18 protein-coding genes are annotated in these 22,909 nt (G+C 63.3%); 14 read left to right on the top strand and 4 right to left on the bottom strand.

Annotated features, from left to right (window positions below; all coding sequences use genetic code 11):
* Positions 1 to 97 precede the first annotated feature (97 nt).
* The 4 genes from AC3B5Q_RS18155 to AC3B5Q_RS18140 are packed head-to-tail and all read left to right on the top strand — an operon-like array spanning position 98 to position 3,956.
* Entirely contained in the window at positions 98 to 1,951 is a 1,854-nt protein-coding gene (locus tag AC3B5Q_RS18155) for a DUF1302 domain-containing protein (protein ID WP_021784045.1), read from the top strand.
* Positions 1,952 to 1,973: 22 nt separating this feature from the next.
* The gene (locus AC3B5Q_RS18150; protein ID WP_021784044.1) at positions 1,974 to 3,284 is read left to right on the top strand and encodes a DUF1329 domain-containing protein; all 1,311 of its coding nucleotides are present in this window, start codon (positions 1,974 to 1,976) and stop codon (positions 3,282 to 3,284) included.
* Positions 3,284 to 3,670: a YidH family protein gene (locus AC3B5Q_RS18145; RefSeq protein ID WP_021784043.1), complete on the top strand. Its 387-nt coding sequence runs from the start codon at positions 3,284 to 3,286 to the stop codon at positions 3,668 to 3,670. The genes AC3B5Q_RS18150 and AC3B5Q_RS18145 overlap by 1 nt, the downstream gene beginning before the upstream one ends.
* Entirely contained in the window at positions 3,663 to 3,956 is a 294-nt protein-coding gene (locus AC3B5Q_RS18140) for a DUF202 domain-containing protein (protein ID WP_021784042.1), read from the top strand. Before AC3B5Q_RS18145 ends, AC3B5Q_RS18140 begins: the two co-directional genes overlap by 8 nt.
* Before the next feature lie 28 nt (positions 3,957 to 3,984).
* Here the strand turns inward: AC3B5Q_RS18140 and AC3B5Q_RS18135 are convergent, their stop codons facing one another.
* On the bottom strand, positions 3,985 to 5,946 hold the full coding sequence (locus AC3B5Q_RS18135) for an alkyl/aryl-sulfatase (RefSeq protein ID WP_488392698.1): 1,962 nt from the start codon (positions 5,944 to 5,946) through the stop codon (positions 3,985 to 3,987).
* Between the two features lie 101 nt (positions 5,947 to 6,047).
* Positions 6,048 to 6,971, bottom strand: coding sequence for a LysR family transcriptional regulator (locus AC3B5Q_RS18130; RefSeq protein ID WP_021784040.1), 924 nt, complete (start codon positions 6,969 to 6,971; stop codon positions 6,048 to 6,050).
* Between the two features lie 84 nt (positions 6,972 to 7,055).
* On the opposite strand from AC3B5Q_RS18130, the gene AC3B5Q_RS18125 reads away from it, so the two are divergent.
* From AC3B5Q_RS18125 to AC3B5Q_RS18105, 5 genes are read left to right on the top strand one after another with little or no spacing between them, the layout of a single operon-like run.
* Positions 7,056 to 8,294 carry a 3-hydroxyacyl-CoA dehydrogenase gene (locus tag AC3B5Q_RS18125; RefSeq protein ID WP_021784039.1) on the top strand — a complete coding sequence of 413 codons (1,239 nt, stop codon included), beginning with the start codon at positions 7,056 to 7,058 and terminating at the stop codon, positions 8,292 to 8,294.
* Positions 8,291 to 10,066 carry an acyl-CoA dehydrogenase C-terminal domain-containing protein gene (locus AC3B5Q_RS18120; RefSeq protein ID WP_103443921.1) on the top strand — a complete coding sequence of 592 codons (1,776 nt, stop codon included), beginning with the start codon at positions 8,291 to 8,293 and terminating at the stop codon, positions 10,064 to 10,066. Before AC3B5Q_RS18125 ends, AC3B5Q_RS18120 begins: the two co-directional genes overlap by 4 nt.
* Before the next feature lie 33 nt (positions 10,067 to 10,099).
* A complete protein-coding gene (locus AC3B5Q_RS18115) occupies positions 10,100 to 11,263 on the top strand; it encodes an iron-containing alcohol dehydrogenase (protein WP_021784037.1) in 1,164 nt (387 codons plus the stop codon).
* On the top strand, positions 11,263 to 11,715 hold the full coding sequence (locus AC3B5Q_RS18110) for an acyl-CoA thioesterase (RefSeq protein ID WP_021784036.1): 453 nt from the start codon (positions 11,263 to 11,265) through the stop codon (positions 11,713 to 11,715). Before AC3B5Q_RS18115 ends, AC3B5Q_RS18110 begins: the two co-directional genes overlap by 1 nt.
* Positions 11,712 to 12,896: an acetyl-CoA C-acyltransferase gene (locus tag AC3B5Q_RS18105; RefSeq protein WP_488392697.1), complete on the top strand. Its 1,185-nt coding sequence runs from the start codon at positions 11,712 to 11,714 to the stop codon at positions 12,894 to 12,896. Before AC3B5Q_RS18110 ends, AC3B5Q_RS18105 begins: the two co-directional genes overlap by 4 nt.
* Positions 12,897 to 12,975: 79 nt before the next feature.
* Here the strand turns inward: AC3B5Q_RS18105 and mtlD are convergent, their stop codons facing one another.
* Complete coding sequence (gene mtlD / locus AC3B5Q_RS18100; RefSeq protein ID WP_021784034.1) at positions 12,976 to 15,099, bottom strand: bifunctional mannitol-1-phosphate dehydrogenase/phosphatase; 2,124 nt, start codon at positions 15,097 to 15,099, stop codon at positions 12,976 to 12,978.
* A gap of 469 nt (positions 15,100 to 15,568) precedes the next feature.
* Between mtlD and AC3B5Q_RS18095 the strand changes: the two genes are divergently transcribed.
* The 3 genes from AC3B5Q_RS18095 to tcuB all read left to right on the top strand — a co-directional run bounded on the left by AC3B5Q_RS18095 (position 15,569) and on the right by tcuB (position 19,246).
* Positions 15,569 to 16,489, top strand: coding sequence for a LysR family transcriptional regulator (locus tag AC3B5Q_RS18095; RefSeq protein WP_028698041.1), 921 nt, complete (start codon positions 15,569 to 15,571; stop codon positions 16,487 to 16,489).
* Positions 16,490 to 16,632: 143 nt separating this feature from the next.
* Positions 16,633 to 18,087, top strand: coding sequence for an FAD-dependent tricarballylate dehydrogenase TcuA (gene tcuA, locus AC3B5Q_RS18090; protein WP_021784032.1), 1,455 nt, complete (start codon positions 16,633 to 16,635; stop codon positions 18,085 to 18,087).
* On the top strand, positions 18,068 to 19,246 hold the full coding sequence (gene tcuB / locus AC3B5Q_RS18085; RefSeq protein WP_021784031.1) for a tricarballylate utilization 4Fe-4S protein TcuB: 1,179 nt from the start codon (positions 18,068 to 18,070) through the stop codon (positions 19,244 to 19,246). The genes tcuA and tcuB overlap by 20 nt, the downstream gene beginning before the upstream one ends.
* Before the next feature lie 57 nt (positions 19,247 to 19,303).
* Here tcuB and AC3B5Q_RS18080 read toward each other — a convergent pair whose 3' ends face one another.
* A complete protein-coding gene (locus AC3B5Q_RS18080) occupies positions 19,304 to 20,197 on the bottom strand; it encodes a LysR family transcriptional regulator (RefSeq protein ID WP_021784030.1) in 894 nt (297 codons plus the stop codon).
* A 146-nt stretch (positions 20,198 to 20,343) separates the two neighbouring features.
* Between AC3B5Q_RS18080 and AC3B5Q_RS18075 the strand changes: the two genes are divergently transcribed.
* On the top strand, positions 20,344 to 21,423 hold the full coding sequence (locus tag AC3B5Q_RS18075) for a 4-oxalomesaconate tautomerase (protein ID WP_021784029.1): 1,080 nt from the start codon (positions 20,344 to 20,346) through the stop codon (positions 21,421 to 21,423).
* 73 nt (positions 21,424 to 21,496) lie between these two features.
* The gene (locus AC3B5Q_RS18070; RefSeq protein WP_021784028.1) at positions 21,497 to 22,804 is read left to right on the top strand and encodes a dicarboxylate/amino acid:cation symporter; all 1,308 of its coding nucleotides are present in this window, start codon (positions 21,497 to 21,499) and stop codon (positions 22,802 to 22,804) included.
* Positions 22,805 to 22,909: the final 105 nt, after the last annotated feature.

Here is a 22,909-nt window from a genome sequence, read left to right as displayed (position 1 = left end):
AATAATTACCCAAGCCCTTTCCTACAGGCCTTTGCGCGGTATTTCAGCACTAACTCGCAACTCACTCTCGAATAAACACAATAAGAGGTTAAGAGTGATGGCATCTCGTATTTACGGTCGCTCGGGACCGTTGTCGGTACTTGCCTCATCAGTACTTTTTTCTGCGTCTGCCTGTGCCGCTCAGTTTCACTGGGGTGAACTAGAGGGGCAGTTCGACTCGGCGCTTTCCTTTGGTACCAGCATTGCGACTGCCAACCCTGACCCGGCCCTGCACCTCAGCGCCAACAGCGATGACGGCCGCCTGAACTTTGCCTCCGGCGACGTGTTTTCGGCGGTGTTCAAAGGTACCCATGACCTGGAGCTCAAGCACGACAACCTGGGGGTGTTCCTGCGCGGTACCTACTGGTACGACACTGCCCTGCGCGATCACGACCAGCGCTTCAAGCAGGTCGAGGACAACAACCGCAAGCGTTCGGCCAAGACCGCAGGTAGCCAACTGCTCGACGCCTTCGGTTATTACCTGTACGACATCGATGGCCAGCCAGGTTCGGTCAGGCTGGGCAAGCAGGTGGTCAACTGGGGGGAGAGTACCTTCATCCAGGGCGGACTGAACGTCATCAACCCCTTCAACCTGGCGGCCTTGCGCCGCCCCGGCTCGGAAGTGAAGGACGCGCTGGTGCCGGTGAACCTGTTCTACTTCACTCAGAACCTCACCGAAGCGCTGTCGGTCGACGGTTTCTATCAGCTGGATTGGGAACAGACCCAGCTGGACAACTGCGGCACGTTCTTTTCGAACAACGATTTTTTGCCCGATGGGTGTGATGGCCTGGACGTGGGCGCCAAATTACTCGGCAACCCCACAGCCGTGGCCGGGCTTGCGCCGTTTGGTGTAAACCTCACCAGCGAAGGCGTGCGCATACCCCGTGGCAGCGACCAGGATGCCCGCAACAGCGGGCAGTGGGGCGTTTCGCTGCGATGGTACGTGGCGGCGCTGGACACCGAGTTTGGCGCCTACGCGGCGAACTACCACAGCCGCACGCCTTACCTGGGTACGGTCAGCAGCCCGTATTTCGACAACCGCCGTTTTGCCCCGCAGCTGTGCGCCAACCTCGGTATCGGGTCTGCAGGCTGTGCTGCTTTCCTGGGCACCAGTGCAGGCCAGTCGCTGGTCGGCGCGCTACGCCTGGGCAGCTCGCAGTACCGGGTGCAATACCCCGAGGACATTCGCCTGTACGGCCTTTCGTTCTCCACCACCCTGCGCACCGGCACGGCGCTGCAGGGGGAGCTGAGCTACCGACCGAACATGCCCATGCAACTCAACGGCACCGACATCATCCAGTCGTTGTTGAACGTCGATGGCCGCTCGCCATTGCTGGGCGACGGCCTGCGGCCAGACAGCGCCAGTACGCTGTTCGACGGCTACCGCCGCAAGGAGGTGACCCAGTTGCAGGTAACCGCTGTTCACGCTTTCAGCCAGGTGATGGGTGCCAACCAGTTGCTGCTGATAGGCGAGGCGGGCGCCACCTATGTCGGCGGTCTGGAGGGTGCCTATGGCCCCCGTTATGGGCGTTCGGGCACGTTCAACAGTGGCGAACTGGCGGACAACAGTGTGTGCGTGGCCATTTCCAAAACCCCTGAGCATTGCAACGACGAAGGCTTCATGACCCCGTTCTCCTGGGGCTACCGGCTGCGCGCCACCTGGGCCTACCCCAATGTGATTGCCGGTTTCGACCTGCGGCCGAACCTGTCCTGGGCACATGACGTGCACGGCACCGGCCCGGTGGAGGGATCGGCCTTCAGCGAAGGCTCCAGGGCCATCAGCGTGGGGTTGGATGCGACGCTTGCCAGCACCTACAGCCTGAGCGTGTCGTACACCGATTTTATCGACGGCGACTATGGCACTCGCGGCGACCGGGACTTCATCTCGCTGAGCGTGGGCGTCACTTTCTGAGGGCATGACAATGAAAATGCGCATGGTGATGATCGGCCTGTTCTGGGCGAGCGGCGCGCTGGCGGCAGCCGGCCTGCCCGACAACCTGACCCCGGTGGGGGCCGAGCGTGCTGCCAGCCCCGACGGGCGCATCCCCGCCTGGCAAGGTGGGTTGAGTACGGCCCAGCAACGCCTGGGCGACAACGGCACGCCGCTGGACCCGTTTGCCGATGAGCAGCCTCTGTACCGGATCACGGCCGCCAACTACCGGCAGTACCGAAGTCAGCTTACCGACGGCCAGGTGGCCTTGCTCAAACGCTTCCCAGCCAGCCTGAGCTTGCCGGTGTATCCGACCCACCGTAGTGTTGCGGTACCCGACGCAGTCGCGGCATCGGCAGCCCGCAACGCCGAGCAGGCGCAGCTGGATGACCAGGGCAACAGCGTGCGAGGTTTCACGGGTGTCATCGCCTTTCCACGGCCAACCAACGGCCTGGAGGTGATCTGGAACCACCTGACCCGGCATCGCAACATCAGCTACAGCCTGAGCTCCGACAGCGTCACACCGCTGAAGAATGGCCGCTTCGTACTGATGAGTGCGCGTCAGGAAGTGGCCCGGCCCGAAGGTTTGGCCAACCTGGGGGCGGGCAATGTACTTTATTACTTCACCTACCGCATGACGGCGCCCTCGCGGCTTGCCGGCGATGCGATGGTGGTGCATGAGACACTGGACCAGGTCGCCGAACCGCGTTTGTCCTGGGTGTACAGCGCCAGCCAGCGGCGGGTACGACGGGCGCCGAACATCGCCTATGACACCACTGGCCCTGGCACCGCCGGCCTGCGGACCGCCGACAGTCGCGACATGTTCAATGGCGCGCCTGACCGGTATGACTGGAAGCTGCTGGGCAAGCAGACGCTGCACGTGCCCTACAACTGTTACCGCCTGGCATCGCCCGAGCTGCGCTATGCGGACCTGATCAAGCCAGGCCACATCGACCCGGCACCGACCCGCTACGAGCTGCACCGGGTATGGGTCGTGGAGGCGACGTTGAAGCCCGGGGCGCAGCATATCTATGCCAAGCGCCGGTTCTACCTGGATGAAGACACCTGGGCCATTCTCGAAACAGACAGCTACGACGCGCGTGGCGAGCTGTGGCGCACCTCACAGGCCCATGGTTTCTTTCACCCCGGCGGCCAGGTGGCGGTCAACGCCATGGAGATCACCTACGACCTCAAGAGCGGCCGCTACCATGCATCGGGCTTGATCAACGAGCAGCGTCGGCCCTTTGCCTTCAATGTGCGCACCAGCCTTTCGTACTTCTCGCCCGGCGCCCTGCGCAGCTTTGGTGTGCGCTGATGGGCGTGCCTGAACCACGGCCTGACTGGTCGCGGCGGCTGTTGGGCCAGGGTGAAGCGCCTGATCCGCGCTTCACCCTGGCCAACGAACGTACTTTCCTGGCCTGGGTCCGCACCGCGCTGGCGCTGCTGGGTGGCGCGATCGCCATTGAAACCTTCGCCGGCCACGTCCTCGAGACACCCCTGCGGCTGTGGCTGGTCGCTGGCCTGATGCTGCTGAGCGCATTGCTGAGCGCTGGCGCCTGCCTGCGCTGGCTGCGGGTAGAGCGGGCATTGCGTCATCGACGTCCGCTGCCGTTGCCGGCACTGGTGCCCTTGTTGGCGCTGGGCTGTCTGGTCGCGGTACTGCTGGCAGGTCTCGTCCTGTGGCCACGCTGGCATGGGTGATCCGGGCCTGCAGGCAGAACGCACCGAGCTGGCCTGGCGGCGCACTGTGCTGGCGCTGGTGGCGGTGGCGGCGTTGGCCTGTCGTCAAGGCGATGTGTACGTGCTGGCATTGGCGGGCGTGGCCGTGCTGGCGCTGCTATCCCGCCAGCGGCGGCGTTATGAACGAGGCCTGGCGATGTTGCAGGCCGAACGCGGCCAGCCTGCGCCGTGGGCAGTGCTGGCACTGGGTAGCGTGGTGTGGCTGATGGCATTGGCGGGCTTGTGCCGGTTGGCGAAGGGCGGCTGAGCACAGTGCCGGTGCCGCCCGCTGCCGCTCAGGGCGTGACGATATTGAAGCGTGAATCAGCCTCTTCCAGCCCGCCCATGAATTGCAGGAACTTCACCCGCTCGCCTTTGATGTCGATTGCCCCTGCTGTGGCTTCCTTGAGAAAGCCTGTCTGTTTGAGGGCAATGCGGTCCAGCGTCTGTTTGCGCATGGTGATCTCTACATCGGCCTTGGCGTGGCGCGCCAGGTCGCGGTGGGTAAGGACGCCGTTGCGCAGGGTGAGAGCGTAGTCTTCGTCCAGGTCGGAAAACCGCCAGTTTACGGTCAGGTCGCTATCGGCGGCCTTGTAGGCATTCACCCGAACGCTCAGGTAGTCGAAAAACAGGCTGGGTGTCAGGGCCCGCACCATGTCATCGGTGTTGCCGCCGCTACCCGCACCGGCGGCAACGCCTGAGCGCAATTCCTGCGCGCCACTGAGGTAGGCATTGCGCCAGGTGGCGTTCTCACTCTGGTAACCCAGTTGCTCCAGCGCGTCGGCCTGCAGTTCGCGGGCCTCGGTGTTGTCCGGCTCGGCGAATACCAGGTGGTTGACCAATTGCGCCACCCATCGATAGTCGCCCTTGGCGAAGGCCTGGCGGGCCTGGGTCAGCACCTGATCGGCCCCCCCCATCGCCGCCACGTAACGCTTGCCGGCCGCTTGCGGTGGCAATGGGTCGAGGTTGGCCGGGTTGCCGTCGTAGAACCCCATGTAGCGTTGATAGACGGCCCTGACGTTATGGCTGAGCGAGCCGTAGTAGTCGCGGCTGTACCATTTGCTTGCCAGACGCGGCGGTAGACTGGCCAGGGTCTGGGCAATTTCCATGGGTGTCTGGCCCTGATTGATCAGGCGCAAGGTCTGGCTGTCGATGAAGGCATACATATCGCGCTGGTCGGCCAGGTAGTCGCGGATGGCCGCACCGCCCCAAGTGGGCCAGTGATGCTGGGCGAACACCACCTCGGCCTGCTCGCCGTAGCGCACCAGCGATTGGTCCAGGTAATGGGCCCACACTTTCGGATCGCGCACCAGTGCCCCGCGCAGCGTCAGTACGTTGTGCTGCACATGGGTGGCGTTCTCGGCCATGCACAGTGCCCTGAGCGCCGGGAAATAGATGTTCATTTCCGCCGGCGCCTCGGTGCCCGGGGTCAGCTGGAACTCCACCTCCACGCCGCTCAGGGTCATGCGTTGCAGCGGTTGGCTGATTTCGAGCGTCGGCGCGATGAGGCTGACAGTGGCATTGGCCGGCACGCCCTTGCCCAGTCCGGCATCCACCTGGCCTCGCGGCCCACGGGGCAGGGGCGCGCCGTACATGTACTGGGCGCGGCGTTTCATGGCCGGTCCGGCCAGCACGTTTTCACCGATGGCATGCTCGAAGAACCCCTCGGGCGCGATGACCTGTACTTTGCCAGCCTTGACGTCCGCCTCGTTGATCACCCCGCGCACGCCGCCGAAATGGTCGACGTGCGGGTGGGTGTAGATCACCGTGGTCACCGGCTTGCGCGGGCGGTGCTTGAAGTACAGTTCGAGGCCCGCCTTGGCCGTCTCCACGGCAAGCAGCGGGTCGAGCACAATCAGCCCGTCCGGCCCCTCGACGATGGTCATGTTGGCCAGGTCCAGACCGCGAAGCTGGTAGATGCCCTCGGTGACCTTGAACAGCCCGGCGATGTTGTTCAACTGAGCGACGCGCCACAAGCTCGGGTTTACCGTGGCAGGGGATTGCGCCGGTTCCAGAAAAGCATACTGGGCCAGGTTCCACACGGTCTTGCCATCGGCTGTCGCGACTGGCCCGTCGAACCGCTCGACCAGCCCACGCCTGGCTGTTTCGTAATCGACGCGATCCTCGAAGGATAACCGTTTCAGCCACTGCTGGTTGCTGGCCAGGGTGGCCGCGGTGGCATCCTTGGCCGCTGTTGCGGCCAGGCTCGGAAGGGGGGCCAGCAGGGCAAGCGCCAGCATCGACAGTGAAAAGCGCATGGGATTTCCTTGTTGTTCTTGAGGCAGAACACTCTAGGGGAGGGGCTTGCGCACCAGCCAATACCAGAGCGGCATGGCCGCTATCGCGTTTCCTGATGGCTTCAGGCGGGGGGGAGCGTGAGGATCTGTTCGACCAGCCAGGCCAGGGCGGGGTCGTGCTGACGGTGGCTCAGGTGTACCAGTTCAAGTTCGAAAGGCTCCAGGGCAAAAGGCAGTTCGTGCACCGCCAAAGGCAGCAGATGCGCGAACTGCTGGGCCAGTTGCCGCGGCAGCACCACGCACATTTCGGTGGCTGCGGCCAGATGCGCGGCCTGCAGGTAGTTGGGCGTGGTATAGGCGATTTGCCGGGTCAGGCCTTGCTCGGCCAGCCACTGGTCGACCATGCCTCGGGTCTGGCCGCCGTGCACCCAGATGTGCCGCAAGCCCAGGAACGCATCGAGGTCCAGTGCCTGGCCCAGCGCCAGGTGCGGGTGCTGCTGGCGCAGCGCGATCTGCAGGGTTTCACGGCGCCAGGGGTGGCGGGTGAAGCGCGCTGGCACCTCGTCGAAGCGGCCCAGTACCAGGTCGAGGTCGCCCCGGTCCAGCGCCTCGGCCGGCAGGTTGGGGGCCAGGTGCACCACGTCGATGCGCAAGTTGGGTGCCAGTAGTTGCAACCGCGCCAGGAGCGGCGGCATGCAAAGCTGTTCGACGAAATCGGTGAGGGCGATGCGCAGTTGGCGATGGCTGCGCTGTGGCTCGAAGCCATCGCCGGTGCCCAGTGTCTGCTCGATCTGCTGTAACGCAGCACGTATCGGCCCCTCCAGTGCCAAGGCCCGTGGCGTCGGGCGCATGCGCCGGCCCACGCGGACCAGCAGCGGGTCACCCAGCTGGTCACGCAGGCGCGCCAGGGCATTGCTCACGGTCGGCTGGGTCAGGGCCAGACGCTCGGCGGCGCGGGATACGTTCTGTTCACGCAGCAACATATCGAAGACGCGCAGCAGGTTCAGGTCGAAGTTCGAAATATTCATGCCGAAAATATATGGCATACGAAATGGAAATTTCAAAAATACCTTCGGCCTGCTTAGGGTGATCACAGTCCTCATACCTACAAGAAAGCAGGAGCGTTGCGCGTGAATACTCCCTTCCCGATCAATCAGGTGGCTGTGATAGGTGCAGGCACCATGGGCCGCGGCATCGTCATCAGCCTGGCCAACGCCGGGCTGTCGGTGCTGTGGCTGGACTGCAACGCGGCAGCGCTCGAAGCAGGGCTGGGCATGGTCAGCCAAGCCTGGGCCCAGCAGGTGGACAAGCAGCGCATCACCCAGGCCCAGGCCGAAGCCTGCCTGGCGCGTGTGCAGGTCGTGGACGGCTATCCGGCGTTGGCGGAGGCCGACCTGGTGATTGAAGCGGTGTATGAAAACCTGGCGCTCAAGCAGGAAATCTTCCGTGCACTGGATGCACACCTCAAGCCACGTGCGATCCTGGCCAGCAACACCTCGGCGCTGGACATCGACGCGATTGCCGCCGTCACCCAGCGACCGTCCCAGGTCCTTGGGCTGCATTTCTTCAGCCCCGCGCATGTCATGAAGCTGCTCGAAATCGTGCGTGGGGCGCACACTGATCAGAAGGTACTCGAGGCCGCCAAAGCGCTGGGCGAGCGCATGGGCAAGGTGGCGATAGTGGCAGGCAACTGCCCAGGGTTCATTGGCAATCGCATGTTGCGCAGCTATGTGGGCGAAGCACGCAAGTTGCTGCTTGAAGGGGCTTTGCCACACCAGGTGGATGCGGTACTGCAGCAGTTTGGCTTCGCCATGGGGCCGTTCCGCATGTACGACGTGGTGGGCATCGACCTGGAGTGGCGCGCCCGGCAGCTGGCCGGGCAAGGCATGCACGACCCGCTGGTGCAGGTCGATAACGCGCTGTGCGAACTCGGCCGCCTCGGGCAGAAAACCGCGCAAGGCTATTACCGCTATGCACCCGGCAGCCGACAGGCCGAGCATGACCCGCAGGTCGACGCTCTGGTGCTGCAGGTGTCCCAGAAGCTTGGCTATCGACGCCGGGGTATCAGTGCCGAGGAAATCCTCGAGCGCTGCCTGCTGGCACTGGTCAACGAAGGGGCGAAGGTTCTCCAGGAAGGTATCGCCGCCAGCAGCGCCGACATCGACCGGGTCTGGCTTCACGGCTATGGCTTTCCGGCTGCCACTGGCGGGCCCATGCGCTGGGCCGACGAGCAGGGGGCGCCGTTTATCCTGGCACGGCTGGAATACCTGCAGGGCGTGCTTGGCGAGCATTGGCGCCCGGCAGGGTTGTTCTATTCGCTGGTGGCCGGTGGCAAGCGTTTCGAACCGCGTGGGGAGGTTCGGGCATGAACTACCAGGCGCCCCTTCGCGACATGCGTTTCGTGCTGCATGAACTGTTCGATCTGGCCGGACATTGCCAGCAGCTAGGTATCGAACTGGACCGCGACACCCTCGACGGTATCCTTGAGGAGGCCGCACGTTTCACAGGCCAAATCATCGCACCGCTCAATCGCAACAGTGACGAACAGGGCTGCCAGTGGGTTGGCGGCGAGGTCACCACCCCGGACGGCATGCGGGAGGCCTATCGGCAATACGTCGAACATGGCTGGGCCAGTATGACCGGGCCGCAGGCCTATGGTGGCCAGGGTTTGCCGCAGATGGCATCGGCCAGCTTCCATGAAATGCTGATGGCGGCGTCGTTGTCGTTCCGCATCTACTCCGGCCTGACCGAGGGCGCGGTCCTGGCGTTGCATCGCCATGGCAGCGAGGCACTCAAGCAGGCCTACCTGAGCCGGATGGTCAGTGGCGAGTGGGCCGGTACCATGTGCCTGACCGAGCCGCAGGCCGGCACCGACCTGGCTTTGCTGCGTACCCGCGCCCAGCCGGAAGCGGACGGCAGCTACCGCATTACCGGCAGCAAGATATTCATCAGCGGTGGCGAGCAGGACCTGACCGACAACATCGTTCATCTGGTACTCGCGCGCCTGCCTGATGCGCCGGCCGGTGTCAGGGGCATCAGCCTGTTCCTGGTGCCCAAGCTGCTGCCCGGTGGCGAGCGCAATGCGCTGTGCTGCGGGGCGCTGGAGCACAAGATGGGCATCAAGGGTGCTTCGACCTGCGTGATGAATTTCGACGGTGCCCAAGGCTGGCTGGTGGGGGAGGCCAACCAAGGCCTGGCCTGCATGTTCACCATGATGAACGATGCCCGCTTCCAGGTCGGCCTGCAGGGGCTTGGTATTGCCGAGGCTGCTTTTCAGGGGGGGGTGGCCTATGCCCGGGAGCGTCTGCAGTCGCGCTCGCTTGCCGGGCCGGTGGCAGCGGAAAAGCCTGCCGATCCGATTATCGTCCATCCAGACGTGCGGCGCATGCTGTTGACCCAGAAGACCCTTACCGAGGGTTGTCGCATGCTGGGCATCTACACCGCTCGGCAACTGGACCTGGAGCACGCTGCGAAAAGTGCACCGGCGCGCCAGGCGGCAGCCCGGCGGGCGGCGTTGCTGATCCCTATCGTCAAGGCGTTCTTCACCGACGTCGGTCAGGAGGTCGCCAGCCTTGGGGTGCAGTTGTATGGCGGCCACGGCTACATCCGCGAGTGGGGCATGGAGCAGTTGATGCGCGATAGCCGCATCACCCAGCTTTATGAAGGCACCAACGGCATACAGGCCCTTGACCTGATACGCCGCAAGCTACTGGGGGACGGCGGGGCCGAGCTCAATCTGCTGATCGACGAAATGGTGCTGCACGTCGGGGCTGCCAATGCGCTCGGCGGCCTGCAGACCATGGCGACGTCCGTGGGGCAACGTTTGGAGGAGTGGCGCGCCTTGTCTGCCCATGTGGTCGAGGCCTGTCAACGCGACCCCCAGGAGTCAGGGGCAGTGTCGGTTGATTTTCTTGCCTACTCGGCCTACGTGCTGTTGGCGGCGATGTGGTTGCAAGCGGCTGTGCATGCTCAAGCAACGCTTGCCGCCGGCAGCACGGAAACAGCCTTCTACAGGGCCAAGCTTCACGCTGCGACGTTCTACTGGCGGCGGCTGCTGCCCCGCGCCACCGCTCATCGCGAGGCCCTGCTGGGCGGCGCGGATTGTCTGATGGCGCTACCAGAGAGCGATTTCGCGTTCTAGCGCACGGCAAACCACATTGACAAGGAGAGTGTGATGCAGCCTTTCAGCTTTGCCACCACTGCGCAGATCCTCTGCGAAGCCGGCGCGGTGCAGCGCCTTGCAGGTCTGTGCCGTGAGCGCGGTGCCAAGCGTGTTTTGATCGTCAGTGACCCGGGTATCGCCCGTCTTGGCATGCTTGATGACCTGCTGCCGGGGTTCACGGCAGCCAAGGTCGGCGTGGCGATCTTCAGTGAGGTTACGGCCGACCCTAGCGAAGCATGCGTGCTGGCGGCCGTCCAGCGCGCCCGGCATATTGGTGCCGACCTGGTGGTAGGGTTCGGCGGCGGCAGTTCGATGGATGTGGCCAAGCTGGTTGCACTGCTGGCCCACCGCGACTGTTCACAGCCGATCGCCGAGCTGTATGGCATTGACAAGGCCAAGGGCCGCCGGCTTCCGTTGATCCAGGTGCCCACCACGGCAGGTACCGGTTCGGAGGTGACACCGATCGCCATCGTCACCACCGGTGCTACCACCAAAATGGGCATTGTTTCGCCGCTGCTGTTGCCGGACCTGGCAGTGCTCGACGCCGTCTGTACCCTCGGCCTGCCATCGGCGGTCACTGCTGCTACCGGTATCGACGCCATGGTGCATGCCATCGAAGCCTATACCAGCCGCCTCAAACGTAACCCGCTGTCCAGCCTGCTGGCCCGTGAGGCGCTGCGGCTGCTGGCGGATAACCTTGACCAGGCTGTGCACAACGGCGGCAACCTGCAGGCCCGCCAGGCCATGCTGCTGGGAGCATGCCTGGCCGGCCAGGCCTTTGCCAATGCACCGGTGGCGGCGGTGCATGCCCTGGCCTATCCGCTGGGTGGGCATTTTCATATTCCCCATGGCCTGGCCAACGCGCTGGTGTTGCCGCATGTGCTGCGCTTCAACCTGCCGGTGGCGGCAGTGGACTACGCCGAGCTGGCCGTGCCGCTGCTGGGGGCCCGTTTGCAGCCGGGCGATCAGCGCCAGCAGGCAGAACAATTCGTGGCCGAGCTGGCTGCGCTAAGTAGCCGCTGCGGGTTACCTGACCGCCTGCGCGACGCTGATGTACCGGGTCATCGGCTTGGCCAGCTGGCCGAAGACGCGATGCAACAGCAACGCCTTTTGGTCAATAACCCGCGTGAAGTCACCCAGGCCGATGCGCTGGCCATCTATGAGGCAGCCTACTGATGAACCACCTCCGGCGACGTGAACACTATCGGCACTACACGCCCATAACCACTCGGTGGCACGACAACGATGTCTATGGCCACGTGAACAACGTGGTCTATTACAGCTTTTTCGACAGCGCCGTGAACCGCCTGCTGGTGCAGGAGGGTGGGTTGGATATCGACCAGGGGAGGGTGATCGCGCTGGTGGTCAGCTCCGCCTGCGACTACCAGGCGCCGGTGGCCTTCCCGCATGACATCGAAGTGGGCCTTGCGGTGAGCCGGTTGGGTAACACCTCAGTGCACTATCAGTTGGCGGTGTTCCTCGCCGGCCAGCCACTGGCCTGTGCCACCGGCCGCTTCGTCCATGTATTCGTCGACCGCGAAGGGCGGCGTCCGGTACCGGTGCCTGACTGCCTGCGGCATGTGTTGAGCGAACTGCAGCCCCTATCCCCTGAGGAACAGCCATCATGAAAGATGCCGTGATCGTCGCCACTGCTCGCACCCCTATCGGCAAAGCCATGCGTGGCGCCTTCAACGACCTGAAAACCCCCAGCATGACGGCTGTCGCTATCCGCGCCGCAGTAGAACGTGCTGGCATCGAACCGGCGCAGGTCGATGACCTGGTGCTGGGGACTGCCATGCAGAGCGGCACTGCCGCGATCAACCCGGGGCGGCTGTCGGCGCTGGCCGCCGGCCTGCCCCAATCGGTCAGCGGTCAGACCGTCGACCGCCAGTGCGCTTCAGGCCTGATGGCCATTGCCACGGCGGCGAAGCAGATAATGGTTGATGGCATGCAGGTGACCATTGGCGCAGGCCAGGAGCAGATCAGCCTGGTGCAGCAGGTGCACAACCAGCTGGCCAGTGAGGCTTACGACCCCGCAGTGCTGCGCCTGAGCGAGCACGCCTACATGCCGATGTTGCAAACGGCCGAACGGGTGGCCCGGCGTTATGGCATAAGCCGCGAAGCGCAGGATGCCTACGCCCTGCAGTCTCAGCAGCGCACGGCAGCGGCGCAGGCGGCAGGGCTGTTCGCCGCTGAAATCGTGCCGGTGATCGCACGCAAGAAGGTGGTGGACAAGCTGACAGGTGTTGTCAGCCATGAAGAGGTGCGCCTGACCCAGGACGAAGGGAACCGACCGGCGACGACCCTGGCCGACCTTCAGGGGCTCAAGCCCGTGGTCGAAGGCGGTTGTGTCACGGCCGGTAATGCCAGTCAGTTGTCCGATGGCGCCAGTGCCTGCGTGCTGATGGACGGTGCGCTGGCGGGGCGCTCGGGTACTGCAGCCCTGGGGCTTTACCGCGGTATCGCTGTAGCTGGCCTTGCCCCCGAGGAAATGGGCATCGGCCCGGTATTGGCGGTGCCCAAGCTACTGCGCCAGCAGGGCCTGACGGTAGACGATATCGGGCTATGGGAGCTGAACGAGGCGTTCGCCTGCCAGGTGCTGTATTGCGCCCAGCAGTTGCAGATCGACCCGGCGAAGCTGAACGTCAATGGCGGCGCCATTGCTATCGGCCACCCCTATGGCATGAGCGGCGCGCGGATGGTCGGCCATGCCTTGCTGGAGGGCAAGCGACGTAAGGTGAAGTACGTGGTCGTGACAATGTGCGTGGGCGGCGGCATGGGCGCAGCAGGCCTGTTCGAAGTGCTTTAGGCCGGTACCCAAGGCCAGCCCATGGCGCTGACCGGGACGCAGGCGCAGCCAGCGTCCACAGTGTCCCGGCCAGGGCTGGTTATGAGCCTACAGCAATCGCGTGACGCGAAGCCGGCTGCGGCAATTGGCGGAAACCTTCACTGATGGCAGCGATCAGTTCCGCGTCCTTGACGGGGCACAACCCGGGGAACGGTTTGTTGGCATGGGTAAGCACGGCTTCGACGCTTTCCTGGTTGTCGAGGTAAACCCGCCTGATTGCCTGGCTTTCCAGGTCTTTGCTGTCGCTGCCGTTCAGGGCGTGGTGAATGGCGAGCCCTGCGCCAAACGCCAGGGCCGGGGTTGCAATACCGTGCTTGCGGGCAAGGTCGATGCTGCTGAGGATGCGTTCATTGCGTTGCAGCTTGCGCAAGGGGTCGCGGCCTACCCGGGCGCACGGGTCTTTGAACGAGGTTTTGCAGCGTTCGAGGAATGCCTCGGCAAAGCGGCTGACCACCTCGGCCATCTGTGGGTATTCGGCCACCAGTGCGGGCGCGACCTCCTGGCGAATCAGGCGCTCGGCCAGTTCACTCACCCGCGCATCGCCCATGCCCTGGCCGACCCAGGCATGGCCCAGCAGGCTGGCGTACCAGGCCACGATGGCGTGCGGGCCGTTCCACAGGCGGTTCTTGATGATCTGGATCTGGGCAATGTCTGGCACTGTCTTCACCTGGCGCAGGCGTTCGAGCAAATCGCTGCCGCGCTCGGCGTAAAGCGGCATGTCGGCTTCGCTGTTGAACAGCACCAGATGCAGCTGGCTCATGGCGCTGCTGGGCTGCGCAAAGGGCCTGAAGTGGCCGATCAGCCGTTCGTACTCTGGTAGCGGCGCTGAAGGTTTGCGCGTGCTTGCAGGCTCGTCTTCCAGGCTGTTCTGGAACATCTGCGACTTGATGCGCAGTTGCCGTACCAGTGCGTCATTGCCCAGTTTGGACACGATGCGGCTGACCACCGTTTCGGCGAAATGGGTCTTTTGCATAACCTGCTCGCTGATCGCAGGCGGGCACAGTAACGCCAGCTCGGCTTGCACGTGACGACGCACGAACGCCGCACCGCCAACCTTGTTCAGCACGATCAGCAGAGTCAGCTCGCGGCCTCGGCGCTCGAAGCGTTGCAGCAGGCCTTGGGCGATCACCCTGGCCTGGCTTCTGATGGCCTGCTCGGGCAGGCTCAGGCCGATGATTTCGGCAGTGGTGTACATGCTGATGACCGCGTCGTCATCGTCCATGTCGATCATGCGCACGTTGTCGATGGTCTGGTCGAACGACGTGGCGCCGTAGCGTACGCTGTAGCGGCCAAAGGCGCTGACGCTTTCGCGCAGCATGCGTGAGCGGGTTGCGGCAATGATTTCACGCGGTCGGGTGTAGCCGTCCCAATGGGAAAATACCTGTGTCAGGTAACCGCCGCCGATGGCGCCGAAACCATGAATGCCCACGCTGAACTGGTTCATCGAGGCCGGGAACGGCTCACTCAATGCAGGCATGCCCAGGTCGGGTACGCACTCGCTCAGGTCGGCGAGAAATTCATGCATGCTGCGGTAGGCTTTGAGCGCGCCCGCCTTGATTTCCGGCGCAGGCGGCTTGATGTCCTCGATCAGGATCGCCTGCCCTTCGGCGCGCATCGCCGACAGCATGCCGTTTTCCGAGTCCTCGACCATGAAGCACTGGTCTGGCTCGCAATTGAGCGCGCGGGCGGCTTTCAGGAAAATCTCGGGGTGTGGTTTGCCTTGGCTGACTTCATCGCCACAAACGGTGATGTCGAAGTACTTCAGCACGTTGGCGTTGATCAGGTATTCCTCGGCGATGGCACGGCGGCTGGAGGTGGCCACCGCCATGGTCAGGCCCGACTTGCGCAGGCGCTCCAGCACCTCCAGCAGGCCGGCCTTGATCGGTACGCCGTGATTGCGCACGTACTCCAGTTCAAGTTCATCGGCGCGTTGGCGGATTTCGGCGTACGGGAAGTCGTCGCCGTTATGCGCCTTGGCAAGGGCCTCGGCCTTCTTTGCGCTCAGGCCCAGCGAGCCAATCAGGGTGTGCTCGCTCAGCGCTTTGCCGAAGATTTCCAGAGACGCTTGTTTGAGTGTCTTGAAGCGCAGGCGCTCGGTGTCGAAGAGGGTGCCATCCATGTCGAAGATGGCGCTGAAAATGTGTTTACCGTGAAAGAAAAGCATTGGCTGTTGCCCCTTGTCGTTGCGTCAGGCACTCCGCCTGCAACAGGCGAGTACGGTGTGTGAGCTGCAGAGGAGGCAGTCAGGTCGGGGGCACACGTTTGACAGCGGGACGCTCAGGGGTGACACAGAGGTAAGGCGGGGCGGAGCGGGGGGTGCAGAGAAGGTTGGCAACCTTCGAGGCGAGGCGGGTGGCGCGTTTGGCCTTGAGGTCACGCCCACTGGCTGCGGTCGGTTTCGCAGGCAGTGGGCGCAAATAGCGATGGATACGTGTGATTCCAAGCATGAGGTGCTTTGCTTCCTTTTCGTCATGGGTGATCCCTTTTTAGCCTTGCACGTATGCGCAACCCGATGCAAGGACAAGGCTGTCGTTACCGAGCCGAGCAATGACTCGAGCTGTCAGCAAGGCTCCCCCATGACCTTGCCGTTCCTGCGTACAATGCGGGCAAGGCAGGGGCATCGAGAGGTCAATGTGGAGTTACGCCAGTTTCGCTACTTTTTAAGTGTGTTGGAGCACGGCAGCCTTGGCAGGGCCGCGCTCGAGCTTGGCGTGGGCGCCTCCGCCCTGAGTCAGCAACTGTCGAAGCTGGAAAACGAGCTCAGCACCCGGCTGTTGACGCGCTCGAGTACCGGCGTCGTCCCGACGGCGGCTGGTCTGGCGTTCGAGTACCATGCCCGGCTGGCGCTGCGTCAGGCCGAACACGCCATGCTTGCCGCGCAGAGTGGACGCATGAGCGGGTATGTAAGTGTCGGCCTTGCCCCGACTACGGCATCGGTCCTGGGCCTTGCCCTTATCGACCGCATGCGCCAGCGCTATCCGGACATCCACTTGCACCTGGTGGAAATGCTGTCGGGCTATCTGGTCAGTCAGCTTAACGCCCGGCACCTGGACCTGGCTGTGTTGTTCCAGCCCGACGCGGGGGCGCGCCTGGATGTGCGTCCGCTTTTGCAGGAACGGCTGTTCGCGCTGGTTCCGCTGGCATTGGTGCAAAGTGGCTGGGGCGAATCGCTGACGTTGCAGCAGATCGCGACGTTGCCGCTGGTGATGCCGAGCAGTCAGCATGGCTTGCGCGCCACGTTACAGGCAATCCTGGCCAGGGCGGGGCTGGAAGCCAACATCGTCATGGAGGTCGATGGCCTGTCATTGCTCTTGGATTGCGTAGCGGCGGGCCACGCCGCCACCCTGCAGCCCGGTGCGGCAGTAGCCCGGGCAACGCAAGCAGGCATGCGCGTATTCGCCATCGACGATGCCCAGGCGCAGCGCCGCAATCTGGTGGTGAGCCTGAGTGAGGATGAGCTTTCGCCTGCTGCGCTTGCGACCCGGGTCGTGTTGCATGAGGTCGCGCGCGAGCGGGTTGCCTGCGGTCAATGGCCCGGGGCGCGCCTGCTCTGAGGCCGCCTGGGCGCCATCAGCCTTTAGAAAAACTGAACACCTACCTTCGGTAATCGCGTTTCGTCACCTGCCAGGTCTCACTAGAGTCCGTGGTCCGCGAGGAGCACCCCGAACGTTCTGGCTCCTCGAGACCTGGAGGCAAAATGATCGATGTGCTTGTCATTGGCGGCGGGAATGCTGCCCTTTGCTCGGCGCTGATGGCCCGCGAGGCGGGGGCCAGTGTGCTGCTGCTGGAGGCTGCGCCGCGTGAATGGCGTGGTGGCAACTCTCAACACACTCGCAACCTGCGATGCATGCACGATGCGCCGCAGGATGTACTGGTTGACGCGTACCCGGAAGAGGAATTCTGGCAAGACCTGCTCAAGGTCACGGGCGGGCAAACCGACGAGAAACTGGCGCGGCTGGTGATCAGGGCTTCGGCCAATTGCCGGGACTGGATGCGGCACCATGGCGTGCATTTTCAGCCGTCGCTCTCTGGCGCGTTGCACACGGCGCGCACCAACGCCTTTTTCATGGGCGGTGGCAAGGCACTGGTCAATGCCTATTTCCGTAGTGCCGAGCGGTTGGGTGTTGAGGTTCGCTATGACACGCCAGTGTGCGATATCGAGCTGGACGGCGACCGTTTCGTTGCGGCCCATGTACCGGCGCGTGATGTCGCAGGGCGCCGCTTGCCGGCCGAACGCATCCAGGCGCGAGCCTGTGTGCTGGCGGCTGGAGGCTTCGAGTCGAACAGAAGCTGGTTGCGCGAGGCGTGGGGGCAGAACGAACGCGGTGAGTGGCCAGCGGACAATTTTCTGGTCCGTGGCACCCGCTTCAACGACGGTGTACTGCTGCGACGGATGATCGATCTGGGGGCCGATACTATCGGTGACCCGACCCAGGCGCACATGGTAGCCATAGACGCCCGCGCGCCCTTGTACGACGGCGGTATCTGCACGCGTATCGATTGCGTTTCGCTGGGTGTGGTGGTCAACCGTGAAGGCTTGCGCTTCTATGATGAAGGGGAGGACTTCTGGCCCAAGCGCTATGCGATCTGGGGCAGGTTGGTAGCCCATCAGCCGGGGCAGGTGGGGTTCTCCATCATCGACCAGAAAGCGTTGGGGCGGTTCATGCCGCCGGTTTTCGGGGGTATCACGGCCAATACCCTGGAAGAACTGGCGCAGCTTCTGGGCCTTCCGGTAGCGACCTTCCTTGACACGGTTCACGCCTACAACCGGGCGTGTCAGGCGGGCAGCTTCGATCATACCCGGCTGGACAACTGCCACACGCAAGGCGTGACACCGGTCAAGAGCCACTGGGCACGACCGATCGATACGCCACCATTCTATGGCTATCCGTTGCGTCCAGGGGTGACTTTCACCTACCTGGGGCTACGCACGGATGAGACCGCTGCCGTTCATTTCGCTGGCCGGCGCAGCCCGAACCTGTTCGTTGCGGGCGAAATGATGGCGGGCAACGTGCTGGGCAAGGGCTACACCGCTGGCGTCGGCATGTCCATAGGCACCGCCTTCGGCCGTATCGCCGGCACCCATTCCGCGGCTGCTGCTGCACGTATTTCATCCCCAAACGAGGCCTGTCATGACCGCGCAATTGCCTGAACCCCACACGTATGACCCGGCGGGCCGGGCCGAACTGATTCCGGTATTGAACATGGATGAAACGGAAGTCGACCGGCAGATGCGCATCTGCAATGCCTGTCGCTACTGCGAAGGCTTCTGCGCCGTGTTTCCGGCCATGACCCGAAGGCTGACATTTGCCAAGGCGGATATCCATTACCTGGCCAACCTGTGCCATAACTGCGGCGCCTGCTTGCATGCCTGCCAGTATGCCGCGCCTCATGAGTTTGCTGTCAACGTGCCTCAGGCCATGGCCAAGGTCCGTGGCCAGACGTACGCTGACTATGCCTGGCCGGCCGCGTTCGGCCGTCTTTACCGGCACAATGGCACCTATGTGGTCACTGCGCTGGCGATTGCCTTGTCGCTGTTCTTGCTACTGGCCTTGCAGGTCAACGGAACCCTGTTGCCTGGTCGCCTGGGCGGCGACTTCTATGCGGTTTTTCCACACAACATGCTGGCGCTGTTGTTCGGCAGTGTCTTTTGCCTGAGCGGTGTCGCGCTGGCGGTGGCGATAAGGCGGTTCTGGCGCAGCATTTCGCCGGCCGAACCTCAGGCTCCGCCTGTTGACGGGGCAATCCTTGAAGCTTCAACAGCTGTGCTGACCTTGAAGTACCTCGACGGAGGGCATGGCCAGGGCTGTAACAACGAGGATGATCGCTACACCCTGTGGCGGCGCCGTTTCCACCACTTGACCTTCTACGGATTCTTGCTGTGCTTCGCGGCTACCTTGGTCGCCACGGCATATCACTACGTACTCGACCTTCAGGCGCCTTACCCCGTGCTGAGCCTGCCTGTGCTGCTGGGCACGGTCGGGGGGATCGGCCTGGTCATTGGCCCCGCCGGGCTGCTTGTGCTGAACCTGCGCCGAGCGCCGGAACAGGGCGACCCCAGGCAGCGGCCAATGGACAGGGCCTTCATCCTGCTCCTGCTGTTGATCAGTCTCTCCGGGCTCGCCCTGTTGGGCCTGAGGGATACCGGGGCCATGGCGGTGCTGTTGGCCGTTCACCTGGGCACGGTCATGGCGCTGTTCATCACGTTGCCTTACGGCAAGTTCGCCCACGGCCTGTTCCGCAGCGCAGCGCTGCTGAAGTTCGCGCTTGAAAAGCGCCGCCCCGACACACTCGGCCTGGGCAGCGACTGATTGATGGGCGCGGCAGCAGCACAGGGTGGATGTCGGCGGTCTGACGGGCACGCCCAGTCAACGATTGGGCCATTTCTCCAGCAGGATCGACACGAATTTTTCAGCTGCAGGCGAAAGCGAGGCGCCGCGTCGGTAAACCAGGCCGAGTGTTCGGGTGACCTGGGGTTCGATCAACGGAACACTGACCAGGGTCGGATGGTCGGCGTTGGGCATGGCCAGGCTGGGCATGGCCGATACCCCCAGGCCGGCCTCCACCATGCCGAGCGAGGTCGAGAGGTGTTGTACCTCGTAAAACCACTTGGGGCGCAAGTTGAGCCCGGATAGCGCGTGGTCGAGCAGCATGCGATTGCCGCTCAGTCGGCCTACGCCGATCAGGCGGTAATCGGCAAGCTCGGTCCAGGTGACGGCGTCACGGCCTGCCAGTTTGTGGTCGCGCCGGCAGGCCAGGACGAAGTGTTCCTGCACCAGCGAGACGAACTCGATGTCCGGGTGTTGCCCGCTCATCATGTTGATGCCGAAGTCAGCCTCACCCCGCAGCACCGCTTCAAGCCCGTCGTTGGCGCTTAGATCGAGCAGGCGAATACGGATTTTCGGGTACTGCTCGTTGTAGTCGCGGATCACCGACGGCAGGAAGTAGAACGCTGCCGTGGGGATGCAGGCAAGGGTGACCTGGCCGGTTTGTCGTTCTGCCAGTTCGCGGATGCTGAGAATGGAGTCTTCGAAGTCGTCCAGTAACCGTCTGGCTTTGGGCAAAAAGTCGCGCCCGACGCTGGTCAGGCTGACGCGACGGGTGGTGCGCTCGAGCAAGGAGGTACCTAGGCCTTCCTCCAGCTTCTTTATGCGCCGGCTTAGCGCTGGCTGGGAGAGATGCAGTGCTTCGGCGGCTTCGTGGAAGCTGCCGAGTTCGGCGATTTTCACGAAAGATCGGATGTCTTGAAGCTCATATTCCATATAAAAGCCTTGGCCCGTTCAAAGAGGAATTATTTTGTGAAAGGCAATAATCGCTACGATATTTGCATTGGATTGATTTATCCATCCCTGTCACTCTTTTGCCCACAGCATCAATGATGTCCATTGATCAACAAGAGTGCGAAATCATGCAACGAATTCCTTGCGTACTCATGCGCGGCGGTACCTCCAAAGGGCCGTTCTTTCACGCCTGGGACCTGCCTGCCAATGTGGTCGAGCGCGACGAGTTGCTGATCAACCTCATGGGCTCTGGCCATGAGCTGGAAATCGACGGTATCGGTGGCGGCAGCCCGCAGACCAGCAAGGTGGCAATCATCAGCCCGTCACTGCACGCCGACGCTGACGTCGACTACCTGTTCGTGCAGGTCATGGTCGCACAGCGCCGGGTCGATACGGCCCCCAACTGCGGCAACATGCTGTGTGCTGTTGGGCCATTCGCCATCGAACAGGGGTTGGTAAAAGGCCAGGAAGGCAAGACCTTGGTGCGCATTCGCAACCTGAACACCGGCACTTTCGTCAATTCGCTGGTCGAAACGCCCGGCGGGATCGTGCGCTACGAAGGCCGCACGGCGATCGATGGGGTTCCGGGCACTGCCGCCCCGGTGCACCTGACCTTCCTCGACGCGGTCGGCAGCAAGACCGGCAAGCTGTTCCCCACGGGCAAGGCCCAGGACGTGATTGATGGCGTGCCGGTGACCTGCATCGACATGGCCATGCCGATGATGGTGGTAGAGGCTAGCCAATTGGGGGTCAGTGGCTCGGAAACCCCTGCTCAGCTGGACGCCGACAGCGCGCTGCTCAAACGCCTGGAAGCGTTGCGGCTGAAGGCCGGAAAGGCCATGGGCCTGGGCGATGTCAGTGGCATGGTCATCCCCAAGCCAGTGCTGGTGTCCAAGCCGCGCTACGACGGCACGCTGCAGGTTCGCTATTTCATGCCGCACAACTGCCATCGTGCCTTGGCGATCACTGGCGCGGTGGGGCTGGCGACTGCCTGCGTCAGCCCTGGCACCGTGATTGCCGACCTGTTGGGCGAAGGTGCACAGCAACTGGCCGAGGTCCGCCTGGAGCATCCAAGTGGCGGCATCGATGTTGCGCTGACGCGCAGCGGTGCCGATGGCAAGACGATCCAGGCTTCGGTGGTGCGAACCGCCCGGCGGCTCTTCTCAGGGTTCGTCTACGCCCCTACATTCCGCAGGTTGGCCGGGTAGCTCCAGGCGCTGATCCAGACCTGCACATTCGTAACAAGCGCATCCGCACAATTTCAACAATGGGTGATGCCTCATGAGACTCGCCAAATCGCTGTATTTCCAGATTCTCTGCGCCGTCCTGCTGGGCGTGGTGGTCGGACACTTCTGGGCGCAACAGGCCGTGGCCCTCAAGCCGCTGGGTGATGCGTTCATCAAACTGATCAAGATGATGATCGCGCCGGTGGTGTTCTGCACCATCGTCACCGGCATCGCCGGCATGACTGACAAACGTTCCCTGGGACGCTTGATGAGCAAGACCCTGCTGCTGTTCCTGGGCCTGACGATGGTCAGCCTGGTGATCGGACTGGCAGCGGTCTATCTGTTCAAGCCAGGTGTCGGCATGAACATCGATCCCGCTACCCTGAGTACGGCGGGCCTGAGCCAGTACACCGCCTCGGCTGCCAAGCTGAGCGTGGTGGACTTCTTCATGCACATCATCCCGGACACCTTCATCGGTGCCTTCAACAAGGGTGAGGTCTTGCCGGTCCTGTTCATCGCCGTACTCAGCGGTTTCGCCCTCTCGTCGATGGGCGAAAAGGGCAAGCCGGTACTGGACGTGCTGGAGTCGGCTTCGACCATGGTGTTCCGCATCTTCGGCTACCTGATGCGCTTTGCCCCGGTCGGCGCTTTCGGCGCACTGGCATTCACCGTTGGCCAGTACGGCATTACGTCCCTTGGCTCGCTGGCCAAGCTGGTGGGGACGTTGTACATCGCCTGCGCGTTCTTCGTGCTGGTGGTGCTCGGTGGCATCTGCCGGGCCCATGGCTTCAGCCTGTGGAAGCTGCTGCGCTATTTCCGCGAAGAGTTCCTTGTGGTGCTGGGGACTTCTTCAACCGAGCCGGTGCTGCCGCGAATGCTCGAGAAACTCGAGAAGCTTGGGTGCAAAAAAGGCGTGGTTGGCCTGGTGCTGCCCACTGGCTACTCGTTCAACCTGGACGGTACTGCCATCTATCTGTCGTTGGCAGCCGTGTTCATCGCGCAGGCCTGCAACATCGACCTGAGCCTGGGCCAGGTGGTCACCATGCTGGCGATCATGCTGCTGTCCTCCAAGGGCGCGGCAGGCGTTACCGGCAGCGGTTTCGTGGCCTTGGCCTCGACTCTTACTGTGATCCACGACATTCCCCTGGCCGGCCTGGCCCTGTTGATCGGGGTCGACCGCTTCATGTCGGAGGCCCGTGCGCTGACGAGTCTTGCCAGCAATGCAGTGGCTACGGTGGTGGTTTCGCTGTCGGAAAATGCCTGTGACCGCCAGACACTGCACAGCCGCCTGAACGGCGAGCCGGTGGTCAGCTCCGTCGCTGAAACAGCCGACTGGGTCGCCGAACCGCGCCGCCACGGCTGAGCCCCGACACCCTCTAGCTTTTCACAGGCCCCCATCAGGCGTTGCCGGGTGGGGGTCAGGGGGCCGTCTGCGCTGCAGGTGGCCACATAGACAATAAAAACAAGA

The sequence above is a fragment of the Pseudomonas sp. D5(2026) genome (genome assembly GCF_057766845.1).
Note: the sequence above shows the minus strand (reverse complement) of the source record. Positions and strands in the feature narration are given on the sequence as shown.

Excerpts from the sequence above, each read along its gene's own strand:
- AC3B5Q_RS18105 (WP_488392697.1), top strand. The coding sequence starts at position 11,712 with ATGAAAGATGCCGTGATCGTCGCCACTGCTCGCACCCCTATCGGCAAA.
- tcuA (WP_021784032.1), top strand. The coding sequence starts at position 16,633 with ATGATCGATGTGCTTGTCATTGGCGGCGGGAATGCTGCCCTTTGCTCG.
- AC3B5Q_RS18135 (WP_488392698.1), bottom strand. The coding sequence starts at position 5,946 with ATGCGCTTTTCACTGTCGATGCTGGCGCTTGCCCTGCTGGCCCCCCTT.
- AC3B5Q_RS18075 (WP_021784029.1), top strand. The coding sequence starts at position 20,344 with ATGCAACGAATTCCTTGCGTACTCATGCGCGGCGGTACCTCCAAAGGG.
- tcuB (WP_021784031.1), top strand. The coding sequence starts at position 18,068 with ATGACCGCGCAATTGCCTGAACCCCACACGTATGACCCGGCGGGCCGG.
- AC3B5Q_RS18150 (WP_021784044.1), top strand. The coding sequence starts at position 1,974 with ATGGTGATGATCGGCCTGTTCTGGGCGAGCGGCGCGCTGGCGGCAGCC.
- mtlD (WP_021784034.1), bottom strand. The coding sequence starts at position 15,099 with ATGCTTTTCTTTCACGGTAAACACATTTTCAGCGCCATCTTCGACATG.
- AC3B5Q_RS18140 (WP_021784042.1), top strand. The coding sequence starts at position 3,663 with ATGGGTGATCCGGGCCTGCAGGCAGAACGCACCGAGCTGGCCTGGCGG.
- AC3B5Q_RS18070 (WP_021784028.1), top strand. The coding sequence starts at position 21,497 with ATGAGACTCGCCAAATCGCTGTATTTCCAGATTCTCTGCGCCGTCCTG.
- AC3B5Q_RS18120 (WP_103443921.1), top strand. The coding sequence starts at position 8,291 with ATGAACTACCAGGCGCCCCTTCGCGACATGCGTTTCGTGCTGCATGAA.
- AC3B5Q_RS18145 (WP_021784043.1), top strand. The coding sequence starts at position 3,284 with ATGGGCGTGCCTGAACCACGGCCTGACTGGTCGCGGCGGCTGTTGGGC.
- AC3B5Q_RS18130 (WP_021784040.1), bottom strand. The coding sequence starts at position 6,971 with ATGCCATATATTTTCGGCATGAATATTTCGAACTTCGACCTGAACCTG.
- AC3B5Q_RS18110 (WP_021784036.1), top strand. The coding sequence starts at position 11,263 with ATGAACCACCTCCGGCGACGTGAACACTATCGGCACTACACGCCCATA.
- AC3B5Q_RS18080 (WP_021784030.1), bottom strand. The coding sequence starts at position 20,197 with ATGGAATATGAGCTTCAAGACATCCGATCTTTCGTGAAAATCGCCGAA.
- AC3B5Q_RS18115 (WP_021784037.1), top strand. The coding sequence starts at position 10,100 with ATGCAGCCTTTCAGCTTTGCCACCACTGCGCAGATCCTCTGCGAAGCC.
- AC3B5Q_RS18155 (WP_021784045.1), top strand. The coding sequence starts at position 98 with ATGGCATCTCGTATTTACGGTCGCTCGGGACCGTTGTCGGTACTTGCC.